Source organism: Vibrio sp. 10N.222.52.C3 (genome assembly GCF_041474195.1).
GTDB classification, from domain to species: Bacteria; Pseudomonadota; Gammaproteobacteria; order Enterobacterales; family Vibrionaceae; genus Vibrio; species Vibrio crassostreae_C.
Map to the genome: position 1 here is coordinate 18,024 of NZ_JBFRTQ010000066.1, position 14,459 is coordinate 32,482.

The window sequence follows — 14,459 nt, forward strand, 5'->3', positions numbered from 1 at the left end:
CCTTATCTTAAGGTACGTAAAAAGCGCCTAAAATCGGAGCTTTATCAATTCAACTCATTCAATTTCATATATAATCGCCCTCAATAGTCTGCGCTTGAAAGCAGAGTCCTACATTATTCGAGTAATTAACAACATGGCAAAAGCACCCGCTAACAAGAAACCCGCCTCAAAAGCTAAGCCCGTATCAAAAGCTAAGAAAGCGACCAAAGGCTTTGAAGAGACCCTTTGGGATACCGCTAATCAGCTGCGTGGCAGTGTTGAGTCATCTGAATACAAACACGTGGTATTAAGCCTTGTGTTCTTAAAGTTCATCAGCGACAAGTTTGAAGCACGCCGTCAGAAGATGATAGACGACGGGCAAGACGCTTTTGTTGAGATGAAAGAGTTCTACCAACAAGACAACATCTTCTTTTTACCAGAAGATGCGCGTTGGTCATTTGTTAAAGCGCGCGCTAAGCAAGATGATATCGCTATCATCATCGATACCGCTTTATCGACTATCGAAAAAAACAACCCTAGCTTAAAAGACGCCCTGCCAGACAACTACTTCTCGCGCCAAGGTTTGGAAGTGAAAAAGCTGGCGTCACTTATCGACAGCATTGAAAACATCGACACGCTGGCGAACGAATGCGACATGAGCGAAGAAGATTTAGTCGGTCGTGTTTATGAATACTTCCTAGGTAAGTTTGCAGCAACCGAAGGCAAAGGTGGTGGCGAGTTCTATACGCCTAAGTCAGTGGTAACGCTATTGGCTGAAATGCTAGAACCCTTCCAAGGTAAGATCTACGATCCGGCTTGTGGCTCGGGCGGTATGTTTGTTCAGTCTTTAAAATTCATTAAAGAGCACGAAGGGCGCACCAAAGATATTGCTATTTATGGTCAAGAGTTGACCTCGACCACTTATAAACTGGCGAAGATGAACTTAGCCATTCGCGGTTTATCTGGCAACTTAGGTGAACGTGCAGCCGATACCTTTTTTGCTGACCAGCATAAAGACTTAAAAGCTGATTACATCATGGCTAACCCACCGTTTAACCTTAAAGGTTGGCGTAATGAGGCCGAGCTAACCGATGATGCGCGCTTTGCTGGTTATCGTACACCGCCAACAGGCAATGCCAACTACGGTTGGATTTTGCACATGCTGTCTAAGTTAAGTGAAACAGGCACGGCAGGCTTTGTTTTGGCGAATGGGTCTATGAGTTCAAACACGTCCGGCGAAGGTGAGATCCGACAGCAGCTAATCGAGAATGACCGTGTTGAATGTATGATTGCTCTGCCGGGGCAACTGTTCTTCACGACGCAAATCCCAGTGTGTATTTGGTTTATCACTAAAGACAAAACCGAGAACACCACTAAAGGTTTCCGTAACCGCCAAAAAGAGACGCTGTTCATTGATGCCCGTGAAATGGGCACCATGATTAGCCGCACCAATAAAGAACTGACTAAAGACGATATCGCGCTAATTGCTGATACATACCATGCATGGCGCTGCGATGAAGCAGAACTAAAAGCGCGTATTGAACGTGGTGATGGCAAAGTAGATAAGTACCAAGACAAAGCAGGTTTTAGCAAATCCGCAACCATTGCTGATATCAAGGCTAATGATTTTGTACTGACTCCAGGGCGCTATGTAGGCGCAGCTGACATGGAAGATGATGGCATTCCGTTTGAAACCAAGATGAGCGAGCTTTCACAAACCCTATACAGCCAAATGAATCAATCTCAAGAGTTGGATAAATCGATTCGCCAGAACTTAGAGGTGTTAGGTTATGGGGAGTGAGTGGGTAGCTACTACATTAGGTGATATAGCTCTAGGTCGAGACGGTGCTGTAGACGGTCCCTTTGGCTCTAACCTTCCTGCATCTTGTTATCAAGACGTAGGAATTCCTGTAGTGAGAGGAAGCAATTTGTCGGTTGGACTCGGAGAATTTAAAGATGATGGTTTTGTTTATGTATCTGATAGTACGTTTGACAAATTGTCTCGAAGTGAATGCAAAGCAGGGGATATTGTTTTTACGAAGAAGGGAACACTTGGTCAGACGGGTTTGATAACTAGTGAGCATAAATTTGACCGGTATTTGCTTTCGTCCAATCAGATGAGATTACGTGTTGACCCAACTAAAGCCATTCCTGAGTATGTTTACTTTTGCGTATCCTCGAAGAAGACCATTCTAAAGTTAATCAAAGACTCTGAAAGTACAGGGGTTCCCAAAATTAACCTAGCTTATTTGAAGAGTATTCAAATCGAGCTACCAAGTATTGAGATACAGAAAGAAATAATAGGGCATCTCGGTGCACTAAATTCCAAAATCACTCTCAACAACCAAATCAACCAAACCTTAGAGCAAATGGCGCAAGCCATTTTCAAGTCATGGTTTGTCGATTTTGATCCGGTTAAAGCCAAGATGAATGGCGAACAGCCAAAAGGGATGGATGCGCCTTTTCTTTCAAAAGAAGTTGCCTCGCTTTTCCCAGAAAAGCTAGTTGAGTCTGAGCTAGGTTTAATTCCTGAAGGTTGGGAAGCATCGAAGCTAGAAAATCTTGTTGATATAGCTTCATCTAAACGTGTGTTTGCAAAAGAATACCTTGAAGAAGGCGTACCGTTTTACAGAGGCAAAGAGATTACTGAACTGTCAAAAGGCAACAGTGTCACACCTGAAATTTATATTTCAGAAGAGCGTTATCAAGAACTAAAAGACAAGGCTGGTGCACCTAAGGAAGGCGATATTCTTATTACTTCTGTAGGGACAATAGGAAATACATACCTCGTTGATTCAGATGATAAATTCTATTTCAAGGATGGGAACTTAACTTGGGTTAAAGATTACAAAGGCGAAGAAATACCTTACTTTTTGATGGAGTGGTTTAAGAGTGCTGTTGGAAAGTGTGCCATCGAAAACATTAAGATAGGGAGCACACAGCAGGCTATTACCATTAAGTCATTAAATGGTATCAAACTAGTGAACCCTTCTAATGATGTACATAAGAATTTCACCAAACTTATCGAGCCTTTGTATCGAAAGCATCGAGCTAATATCAAGCAAAGTAAAGCCCTTGCTAATCTACGAGACACCTTGCTTCCTAAATTGCTTTCCGGCGAAATCGACTTAGAAAACGTGCAAGTAGAACAAGCTAAAGCACTAGCAGAGTAACCTTTCGTCATTCCAGAAAGTGAGGAACGAACTTATCAGGAATCTCGTTTTTGACGGTGGTGAAAAGCGAGATCTCAGATACCTCGCGCCTCGGTTCTGAGATAACGAAGGTGGGAATTAGATGAATCCGAAATAGAACAAAGCAAAGCGTAGGTGGAACCATAATATAATGAACGCAACTAATACTCGTGAAATCGACATTTCTGAATTGACGACACTGTGTGAAACAAGCACTTTGCAAAAAGGCATCTTGCTTTCACGCAGTGGTGCAGTACGCAAGCTTAACCTTGTTGGCAACACCGCGACCGCACAGGTCAAAGGCAGCCTCAATTATCAAGTGAGCCTCGATTTCACTGGCGATCTGGTTGGCACTTGTACTTGCCCTGCGGCGCAATATCAAATGTTGTGCAAGCACGGCGTGGCGGTTGCCCTTTGCCTACAAGACCAAGAACAAGCTTTAAACCAAAGTAGTGAACGAGATACCATAAAAAATCACCTGCAAAGCCTTGGTGAAGAGGCCATGGTAGAGATGCTACTCGAATACCTAGAAGAAGATGAGTACACATGGAATGCACTGCTGACAAAAATTGAAATACGCGAAAAGCCAGCCGTATATGGCGAGCTGAAAAAGTTGGTTACCCAAGCCTTACCGCGAGAACAGCTCTGGGATTGGCGAGAAAGCCATGATTATTTCAACTCAGCAGAAATTCAATTGAACATGATCATTGAATCAATGCAAAGCCTTAACGCCGATCATCAATGGAAATTAATCAACTACCTTGTTGAACGGTTGAATAAGGTGCTAGAGCAAATTGATGACTCCAATGGCGATCGTTATGGCATTGAAAGCATGATTAACGAACACATGCCAAAGACGCTGGCAAAGCTTAATTGGAGTGAGCAAGAGAAAGCGCAGTGGATGTTTGAGCGTTTGACCCATTATGAATTTGACGTATTTCCTTCGATTGAAGAGAGTTTTGGAGCGATTTGGCAATCTAACACCCACTTTCTAACCTTATGCCGCCAAGCGATAGATCAAGCATCGCAAGATGAGAGTAGCTGGAACTTACGCTCATGGGCAGTTCCGTTAATGAAACACAGCTCCGATTGGCGTGAAGTGGCGGAAATTAAACAAAAAATAGCACGAACGTGTCGAGATTATCTTGAAGTTGTTGATATGTTCATTGATGAGCAAGAGCCGTTAGAAGCTGAGTTTTGGTTAGCTAAGGCGAAAAAAATGGCGAGTGATTATGAACTTCGTGCGTGCGAACAAGCTCAATTCCGTCTTTATGTTGAACTAGGTGAAATCCATTCTGCATGGGTATTAGCTAACCGTTTGTTAGAACAATCACCAAGCTTTCAATATTATCAACAGTTAGCGAAGTTTAAAGCCAATTACCAAATTGATGATGTTGAATTTTTCTCCCGCACTGAACTGCTACTTGCCAATGCCTATCAACAACCAGACCGCTATAATCAAGCTTCTGATCGTACGGATGCCTTGGTTCTGTTCTATATCGATAACCAGCAATTAGACAAAGCGTGCGAATGGGTTGCCGAACATAAAATATCAATACAAGGACTTATTTCGCTTGCCGATCATATTGTGGATGATAAACCTGAAAATACGCTGGATTATTATCTGCGAGCAGTCTCATCTTATATCGAACAGACCAATAATACGGCTTACGATCAAGCTTTAGAGTTACTTCGACGTTTAGAGAATATGCTGAAATCGCATCCTACTCAATTGGCGACATTTTATAGTCAGGTGGCGCAACTCGCTACCACGTACAAGCGTAAGCGTAATATGTTCGCTTTAATTCAGAAATATTATTCAAAATATATCTGATTCTGCGGAGGTGACAAGATCTGCGGTGTTGAGAAAATGGAACAAAGCCCGAAACCGAGTTACTACAAAACAAATTTAAATAACTCAATTTAGAAAACAACAAACAACGTCAAACAGCAGTAGGAAAAGGCGATGAGCTTAAAATTCACAGAAGCCAAATTAGAACAGGCCATTATTGAGCTATTGGGTGAGCAAGGCTACCCACACGTAGTGGGTGAACAAATAGCGCGTGAAGACAAAGAACAAGTACTCATTGTCGATGACTTACGACGCTACCTTGCCAAGGAGTACCGAGGCGATGCTATAACCGAGAGCGAAATCGACACCATTGTTCGTATGATCTCAACGTTGCCTGCCAGTGATTTGTACCATAGCAATAAAACCTTCTGCCAATGGCTAACGAATGGCTTCTTGTTTAAGCGTGAAGATCGCTCAAAGAAAGACCTCTATATTGAGTTAATCGATACAAGACATTTGGCACAAGCCTTACGCTTGATGTTTGTCCCGCTGCTAGAGAATAAATCTAAAGCAGACAACTCTGATAGAAAAGTTGCTGAAGGTAAGGTTACGTACCTAGAAACAAATCGGTTAGAAGCGACTGACACCAATATCTATAAAATCGTTAGCCAGCTAGAGATTGAGGGGGTCGATGAACAAATTCGAATCCCTGATGGCATCCTTTATGTGAACGGCTTACCGCTGGTGGTGTTTGAATTTAAAAGTGCCGTGCGAGAGAAAGACGCGACCATTTTTGATGCATGGAAGCAAATCTGTGTGCGTTATCGCCGTGATATTCCTAAGCTGTTCGTCTACAACGCGATGTGCATCATCAGTGATGGTGTGAACAACAAAATGGGTAACCTGTTTGCGCCGTATGAGTTCTTCTACGCATGGCGCAAAGTAACGGGTAATGAGTCTACCGAAAAAGAGGGTATTAACTCTCTCTACACCATGATTGCTGGGTTATTTAACCAAACCAGATTACTTGATGTGGTGAAGAACTTTGTCTTCTTCCCTGATACTTCAAAGAAAGAGATAAAAATCTGTTGCCGTTACCCGCAGTACTACGCAGCGCGTAAGCTTTACTACAACATCGACAAAGAACGTAAGCCATACGGAAGTGGTAAAGGCGGCACTTACTTTGGTGCAACAGGGTGTGGTAAGAGCTTCACCATGCAATTTCTATCGCGCCTATTGATGAAAAGCATCGATTTTGAAAGCCCGACCATTGTACTTATTACCGACCGTAACGATCTCGATGATCAGCTTTCTAAACAGTTCTGTAATGCCTCTGATTACATTGGTGATGAGATGGTTGTGCCAGTTAAAAGCCGTCAAGATTTAAGAGACAAGCTGCAAGGCATCAAGAGTGGTGGTGTGTTCCTGACTACCATCCACAAGTTCACCGAAGACATCGAATTGCTTTCAGAGCGTACAAACATCATCTGTATTTCCGATGAAGCTCACCGTTCACAGGTCAACCTCGATAAGAAAGTGGTGATCAAATATCAAGATGGTATAGCCGTCGATGTGAAAGAGACATACGGCTTTGCTAAGTATCTGCACGATTCTCTACCAAGCGCGACTTACGTTGGTTTCACCGGAACGCCGATAGATGCCACCCTTGATGTATTTGGTGATGCAGTAGACAGCTACACCATGACAGAATCGGTTAATGATGAAATTACGGTTCGTATTGTTTATGAAGGCCGAGCAGCTAAAGTCATTCTTGATAACAGCAAGCTTGAAGAGGTAGAGAAATACTACCAAGCGTGCGCAGAAGCGGGCACCAATGAACATCAGATAGAAGAGAGTAAGAAAGCTTCTGCCAATATGAACGCGATCCTTGGCGACCCTGACCGTATTGAAGCTTTGGCGAAAGACTTTGTTGAACATTATGAAGGGCGAGTTAAAGAAGGTTCCACGATAAAGGGCAAGGCGATGTTTGTCTGTGCGAGTCGTGAAATTGCGTTTGATTTCTATAAGCAAGTCAAAATCTTAAGGCCAGAATGGTTCGAGGAAAAGCTATCGATTGATGGCGTCGAGCTGACTGAAAAAGAGAAAGAAAAGTTAAAGCCACTTGCGATGGTGCAAATGGTGATGACGCGCGGTAAAGACGATGACTCTGACCAATACAGCCTGCTAGGGACAAAGGAATATCGAAAATCGCTCGACCAGCAGTTTAAGAGCCCCAAGTCGAATTTCAAAATAGCTATTGTAGTCGACATGTGGCTAACAGGTTTTGACGTTCCTGAATTGGATACTATCTACATCGATAAGCCGTTGCAGAAACACAATCTGATTCAAACCATCTCACGTGTTAACCGTAAGTTTGAAGGCAAGGCCAAAGGGCTGGTTGTCGATTACATTGGTATCAAGTCGCGAATGAATCAAGCCTTAGCGATGTATTCAAAGGCTGATGAGACTAACTTTGAAGATATTCGTTTTTCTGTCATTGAGGTGAAGAACCACCTCGATCTATTAAGACAGATGTTCCACAAGTTCGATACGTCAGGTTATTACACAGGAGAGCCGTGTAAGCAGCTGGAGTGCCTTAATCAGTCGGCAGAATACATCCTTCAAACCAAGAAAGGCGAAACCCGATTCATGGCTTTAGTGGGCCGTATGAAGGCGGCTTATGATGTTTGCTGTGGTAGTGAATTGTTATCTCAGCAAGAGCGTGACCAAATTCACTTCTATATCGCAGTGCGCTCTATCATCTTTAAGCTAACCAAAGGTGATGCACCAGACACGGCACAAATGAATAGACGTGTTCGTGAGTTAGTGGCAGAAGCACTTCGTGCCGATGGAGTAGAAGAGATCTTTACGATTGGTGATGAGCACGCCGAAGCTATCGATATTTTTGACGAAGATTACCTAGCTCGTATCAACAAGATTAAGCTGCCAAACACCAAGATTCAGCTACTTCAAAAGCTACTAGAGAAGGCGATAAGTGACTTTAAAAAGGTCAATCAACTACAAGGCATGAATTTCTCTAAGCGCTTCCAATCGCTGGTGGAGCAATACAACGAACGTCGTGAAAATGATGTGTTGAATGGTGAGGAGTTCGATACCTTCTCTCAAGAAATGACCGACATTATCTTTGATATCGTGAAAGAAATGGGCTCGTTTGAAGACCTAGGCATCGACCTAGAAGAGAAAGCGTTCCTCGATATCTTGAACCACATGCGCAAGAAGTACGATTTCACTTACGACGATGACAAGATGCTCGAACTGGCGAAGGAGATGAAAACCACAGTAGACAATGTCGCTCAATACCCAGACTGGGCAGGCCGCGATGACATCAAAGCCAAGTTGAAAGTGGATTTAATCTTACTGCTACACAAATATGGCTTCCCACCAGTAGCCAATGATGATGTTTACAAAGGCGTGCTAGAGCAGGCTGAGAATTATAAGAAGAATGTGTAGTCGCTTTAAATTTGATGACATTTGATTTTATCAATGAGTATTTCAGCTAAAACAATCACTTTAGCTGAAATACTCGAATAGAGATCTAACCTCGAATGATCATTTGCTCGCGCTCTGGACCTACCGATACCATCACGATTGGCACACCCATCAGCTCTTCGATACGAGTAACGTAATCTTGCGCTGCTTGAGGAAGGCTCTCAAACGTGCGGCAACCCGTGATGTCTTCATCCCAGCCAGCCATATCTTCATATACGGGCTTTAGCTCAGCCGTTTGTGGCCAAATCGGGTTCTCAGTATGTTCACCTGAGTAAGCGGTACAGATTTTAAGTTCAGACAAACCAGACAGGCAATCGATCTTAGTCAGTGCTATTTCCGTTGCAGCTTGCAGGTCAACACCGTTGCGAGTTGCTACCGCGTCGAAGTAACCCATGTCACGTGGGCGGCCTGTTGTTGCGCCGTATTCGTTAGAGCTTTCGCGGAAGCTGTCTTGTTCTTCCATTGCAGTTACTAGCGTGCCAGTACCAACAGACGAGCTGAATGATTTAGCAACAGCGATAACACGTTCAGGACGAAGTGCAGGTAAACCGCTACCAATGCCAGCATAAGCTGCGGTTACATTCGAAGATGTTGTCCAAGGGTATTCACCGTAGACAAGGTCGCGACCTGCGCCTAACTGAGCTTCAAACAGTAGGTTTGCGTCTTGTGATTGCAGCGCTTTAAGCGGCTCAGTTACGTTGCAGATGAACGGGCGCCACGCTTTAGTTACTTCAAGTAGCCATTCTGTCATTTCAGAAGCAGTCTGGGAGAAGTCACATTGAGGGTAGAGCGCTTTAAGCTGAGGCATCTTCCAATCAAGTAGGAATTGAATACGCTGCTCTAAAATTTCAGGTTGATTCAGCCAACCGACAAGAATGCCTTTCTTCATTACACGATCGCCGTACGCTGGTGCAATGCCTTGACGTGTAGAGCCGTAAGCGCCATCGCCCAAACGCTCTTCTTCAAGCGTATCTTCAAGAGCATGTAAAGGGAGACACAGTGTCGCACGATCTGAGATCGCCATTTTCACTTTGATGCCAGCCTCTTGAACTTCTGCAATCTCTTCAGTTAGCGCAGCAGGGCTGATCACCATGCCAGGGCCAAGAACCGCCGTACAATTAGGATTAAAAATACCACTAGGTAGTTGGTGCAGTTTGAATGTACCGAAGTCATTTACCACAGTATGACCTGCATTGTTTCCGCCTTGGAAACGAATGCTAGCAGAAGCTTGGTCTGCTAAAAAATCGACGATGCGGCCTTTGCCTTCATCACCCCAGTTTGCGCCCACAACAACGATAGATGGCATAATTTTTCTCCTAACTGATTGAGGAATCATGTTAGGCCTACAAGGTGGATAAGAGAAATTAATTATCTTTATTATCTTGATAAGGATTTCATATATCCTTAAAGTCTTAAGCTACAAACGAGATTCCCTATCACGTTCGTTCCTCACTGTAGGGAATGACGATGGGGCATTCTTTACTTTTAGGGAATGATATTAGTGACACGAGAGAGAGGACATGATGCTCGATATTAATTTGTTGAAGACGTTTGTGACGCTTGCGGAGTACAAGCATTTTGGGAAAGCGGCCAATGCACTGCACATGACACAACCCAATGTGAGTTTGCACCTAAAACAACTGGAACAACAAACACGCATAAAGTTGATAGAGAGAAGCCCTTTTCAATTGACTCAAGCGGGTGAACGGCTATTGGAAACAAGCCAAAGAACGCTACTCGAACTGCAGATTTGTCAGGCCGATCTCAATGCCATTAACGACCTTAAAATAGGGACGTTAACCATTGCCGTAAGTGACATCATTTCTCGATTTTTGCTAATTCGTCCGTTCCAGAAGTTCAAAGCGCAGTATCCCGGTATTGACCTTACGCTCTTGAATACCACGTCATCTCAGGTATCGAATTTAGTTAAAAATGCTCAAGCGGATATTGGTTTTGTTATCGCCAAAGAGCAGCACAACGAGTCTTTGTATTTCACTAAGCTGCAAGAGCTTTCTTGGTGTGCGCTTGGCGATGGGGTTGATATCCGAGACTCTGATGCAGAGCTCACTTTGATTCTACTAGGTCATGATACGAGAACGCGTGACTTTATTGATGAAGGTTTACCAAGCCTTAATCTACCTAATTATAGGGTGATGGAAGTAGGGAGTGTCGATGCTCAAATCGACTGGGCAGAAGCGGGATTTGGTGTGGCTATTGTCCCGGAGTTTGCGGTATCAACCAAGCAGCACCTGCATTCGAAAGTGACACCATTGACCAACTTCTCGAGCACCAGTCTTGGTTATATTGTTCGGCAGAACCAAGTCTTGTCGAAAGCAACCAAGCAGCTGTTAGGTTGGGTGAATGATGAGATTATTTCATTGCAAAACAAATAAATACAATCATTGAGTTTGACTCAATCAGCCCACCTCGAGTGGGCTTTTTTGTCCCTGGAAAGCCTCGTTTTTACTGAATCAATAATCTTTGGAACAAACTAGCGCTCACCATCAACTATTCGTCCCGCAAATCAGAGTTTCAAAATTCATCGTTGACAAAGTTTGATAATCAAACTAAATTTCAAATTATTACTTTGATTGTCAAATTACTTGTCAATCAAAGGGCTTTTATTTGCAACGATCATCTAACCACAAACACAAGCTAAGGACGCCATTTTGAGTTTTCCAACACGTCACCAACACAACTTTTCTTCACATAACAGTCAAGGTGAGAAACGCACGTTCTATGTCCTGTTATTGACCGTCGTTACCATGGTTGTCGAAATTGTTGCAGGTACTATTTACGGCTCGATGGCATTGCTTGCCGATGGTTGGCACATGGGGACGCACGCCGCAGCGTTTGGTATCACCTTATTTGCATACCGTTATGCGAAGAAACATGCCGAGAGCGAACGTTTCTCTTTCGGTACTGGCAAAGTCAGCGTGTTAGGGGGCTACACCAGCGCGATTGCATTGGGGATTGTGGCATTGTTGATGCTGGTGGAATCAGTACATCGTTTGTTTAACCCACAAGCGATTCAGTTCAATGAAGCGATCATCGTTGCTTGTATTGGTTTAACTGTGAATGTGGTGAGTATGTTTTTACTTGGCGATCACCATCATGATCACGGACACGAGCATGGCCACAATCATAGTAAGAATCACGGTCATTCACATAGCCATGAGCACGACAGCGACCATGGTCATAAACATGGCGAGCATCACGGACACCATCATGATCACAACCTACGCGCAGCCTACATGCATGTGTTGGCGGATACTCTAACTTCGCTGCTTGCGATTGTTGCGCTGCTATTTGGTAAGTTTTACGGTTGGAACTGGTTAGATGCAGCAATGGGAATGGTTGGCGCATTCGTGATTGCTAAGTGGACGATGAACCTTATGAAACAAACCAGCCCAATCCTGCTGGATGAGAATATCGACCAAGATTATCGTGACTCAGTGACCAAAACCTTAACGCCTTATGCGTCGGTCACCGATTTCCATATGTGGAAGGTGAGTGGACATCACTATTCAGCAGCGATTACTCTTGAATCAAACAGTGATAAAACCGTCTCTGAATATAAACAAATGCTCGCCAAGTTTGATAAGATTAATCATCTTACTCTTGAAGTGCATTCAAACGACCATGCGAAATATAGAACAGCTTAACCAAATACTGACTGAGTTCTACGATAAAATGTCTTCGTGGGAGCAGTCTGTTGTCAAAGAGACGGGTTATTCCCTGGCTCAAGTACACACCATTGAAGTACTTGGTATGCATGGTGCGTTAAGAATGAAAGAGCTCGCTGAAAAGTTGGGTATTACCACGGGTACACTTACTGTTCAAATAGAAAAGTTGGTTAAAGCTGAATTGATTGAGCGCCATGAACACCCAACAGATCGTCGTGCGATTGTGGTTGCCTTGACGGATGAAGGGCAGAAGATACACGTTCACCACAATCAGCTTCACTTGAATTTGGTTAATGAGCTGACGCAAGATATCGAAGAAGACGAGAAAGCGGTGTTATTGAAGTGCCTAACCAAGATGGTAAAAGCGTTTTAGCCAGCCTTGAATTCGCACCTAACTCTTTAGCTGCAAAGCGATTGACTAGAAAATCAAAAGATGGACCTGACTCGAATTGAGTAGGTCCATTTTTTTCGCCGTTTACGCTCTACTGTACAATCATCAATAGACGGATTCACTGTTTAAAAACCAAGTCAAAACCTCCAATATTGCGCTTCGCTCGTGCTCTTCTGGAGAGCCAAAAAAATGTCATCATAAGTAATGCATCCAAATGTGCGTCAAAGTCTTTTAATTCAATGCCTTGTATACCATGACATTCAAGCCATTTATGTTCCGTCAAATAGCTGTCTCTCACTTTTATCATTCAACTAATGTACATGTATTCAATTTGTGTTATTGATGCTTTTATCTTTAGTGAAAAGATTCATTCTCTGTTTGAATACCATTGAGAATGTCACTGCTGGTGGGCTGAACAGTCGCTAGATTTAGTGCTCATTACTGATACAAAAAATATAACAATAATCAGGTCGCGCAAGTTGGATATCCATTCTTTGATGCGATTTATTTAGATACTCATAGTTAATTTAGTAAAGACGAGCCACGTATATGAACATAAAGAAAAAGCTCTATTCGTTGGGGATGTTCTCCATCTTCGGCATGATTTCACTGCTGTTTACCACATCACAATTTGCAGACACCACCGCTCAAATGAGCGAAGCCAAACAAATTACCAAAGAGCTTGAAGTGCGTTTGCTCAACCTTCGCCGTAACGAGAAAGATTTTTTACTGCGTAGCGATATGAAATACCTCGACAAGTTCGACGTAAACTACAAAAAATTCTTAGCGTCTGAATCTGAGCTAGATACAGTGCTCAGTGATTTAGGTTTAGCCAACAGCACACACCTACGTGAAGACATCGAAACCTACCACACCAGCTTTGTTAACTTAGTTAAAGCGAGCGAAGTCTATGGGCTATCACGTGACAAAGGTATGCTAGGCGAGTTTCATGTTTTGCTCGATAACATCAGCGCGACAGCCAGTGCGGAACAAAAAATCGAGCTTTACCTGTTCAATGACTTAATTGAGAAGGGGGAGTTTGACCCGAGTGTTCTTTCTATAACTTCAAATATGAGTAGCTCAGCTGCTTTGATAGACGCTGCTCGCCAAGTGGTTGAGCAAAAGCGCGTGATCGGTTTGAAGCATAACGAAGGCCTGCTAGGCGAAGCGCGTTCTGGTTCGCACGTTATCGAGACTCAGTTTAAAGAATTCTCGGCGGTGCTAGACCAACAAACGCAGCAAGAGATGGACAAACTATCGCTGATCAACAACATCCTTTGCGTCACGCTACTCGTGTCGATCATTCTGTTCAGCTGGTTAATCGTCCGTTCTATCATTGGTAAAATTGAGTCACTGCTTTCGGTGATTCGTAACATCGTTGATTCTAACGACGTGTCTATTCGTTCGCACCTTGATGGCAAAGACGAACTCAGCACTTTAGGCCAATACTTCAACCAACTGTTGGATCAACTGGAAGGGCTTATCGCTGCCTCTCAATCTAAGTCACTGCAACTGACACAAAGCACATCGAACATGCATGATGAGCTAGAGTCAGTAATCAAACAGTTTGAAGTTCAAGCAAATCACACATCTACAATGACAACGTCAGTTCAAGAGATGGTACTCACCATTGGCGAGATCTCTGAAAGCACATCGGTTGCCGCTGAAGGTGTACATCAAGCGAAAGTGAATGCCGATAAAGGCCGTGAAGTGGTGGTTGAAACCATCAGCAACATCACCCAGTTGTCTGAACGTCTTTCAAGCAGCCAAGATTCGATCAGTTCACTGAACCATCATGTTGACCAGATCGGCGATGCAGTAAACATCATCCAAGGCATTGCAGAACAAACTAACCTATTGGCATTGAACGCAGCAATTGAAGCAGCACGTGCGGGTGAACAAGGTCGTGG

At 43.5% G+C, this 14,459-nt stretch carries 9 protein-coding genes; 8 read left to right on the forward strand and 1 reads right to left on the reverse strand.

The annotated features are described in order from the left end of the window. Positions 1-133: 133 nt before the first annotated feature. From AB4517_RS11190 to AB4517_RS11205, 4 genes are all read left to right on the forward strand, one after another. Positions 134-1,780, forward strand: a complete 1,647-nt coding sequence (locus AB4517_RS11190; protein WP_372148356.1) for an N-6 DNA methylase — start codon at positions 134-136, stop codon at positions 1,778-1,780. After that, positions 1,770-3,152 carry a restriction endonuclease subunit S gene (locus tag AB4517_RS11195; RefSeq protein WP_372148357.1) on the forward strand — a complete coding sequence of 461 codons (1,383 nt, stop codon included), beginning with the start codon at positions 1,770-1,772 and terminating at the stop codon, positions 3,150-3,152. The genes AB4517_RS11190 and AB4517_RS11195 overlap by 11 nt, the downstream gene beginning before the upstream one ends. 169 nt (positions 3,153-3,321) lie before the next feature. After that, positions 3,322-5,004, forward strand: a complete 1,683-nt coding sequence (locus tag AB4517_RS11200; protein ID WP_102398486.1) for an SWIM zinc finger domain-containing protein — start codon at positions 3,322-3,324, stop codon at positions 5,002-5,004. A gap of 132 nt (positions 5,005-5,136) precedes the next feature. Continuing rightward, a complete protein-coding gene (locus AB4517_RS11205; protein ID WP_372148358.1) occupies positions 5,137-8,433 on the forward strand; it encodes a type I restriction endonuclease subunit R in 3,297 nt (1,098 codons plus the stop codon). Between the two features lie 85 nt (positions 8,434-8,518). Here the strand turns inward: AB4517_RS11205 and AB4517_RS11210 are convergent, their stop codons facing one another. Beyond that, positions 8,519-9,778 carry an adenylosuccinate synthase gene (locus tag AB4517_RS11210; protein WP_102547907.1) on the reverse strand — a complete coding sequence of 420 codons (1,260 nt, stop codon included), beginning with the start codon at positions 9,776-9,778 and terminating at the stop codon, positions 8,519-8,521. 214 nt (positions 9,779-9,992) lie between these two features. On the opposite strand from AB4517_RS11210, the gene AB4517_RS11215 reads away from it, so the two are divergent. From AB4517_RS11215 to AB4517_RS11230, 4 genes are all read left to right on the forward strand, one after another. Continuing rightward, complete coding sequence (locus AB4517_RS11215) at positions 9,993-10,865, forward strand: LysR family transcriptional regulator (protein ID WP_372148359.1); 873 nt, start codon at positions 9,993-9,995, stop codon at positions 10,863-10,865. Positions 10,866-11,141: 276 nt separating this feature from the next. Further along, entirely contained in the window at positions 11,142-12,137 is a 996-nt protein-coding gene (gene dmeF, locus AB4517_RS11220; protein ID WP_017059184.1) for a CDF family Co(II)/Ni(II) efflux transporter DmeF, read from the forward strand. Further along, the gene (locus AB4517_RS11225) at positions 12,115-12,531 is read left to right on the forward strand and encodes a MarR family winged helix-turn-helix transcriptional regulator (protein ID WP_017059185.1); all 417 of its coding nucleotides are present in this window, start codon (positions 12,115-12,117) and stop codon (positions 12,529-12,531) included. The genes dmeF and AB4517_RS11225 overlap by 23 nt, the downstream gene beginning before the upstream one ends. Before the next feature lie 618 nt (positions 12,532-13,149). After that, positions 13,150-14,459, forward strand: a 1,310-nt coding sequence (locus AB4517_RS11230) for a methyl-accepting chemotaxis protein (protein WP_372148361.1), incomplete at its 3' end; no start/stop codon positions are given.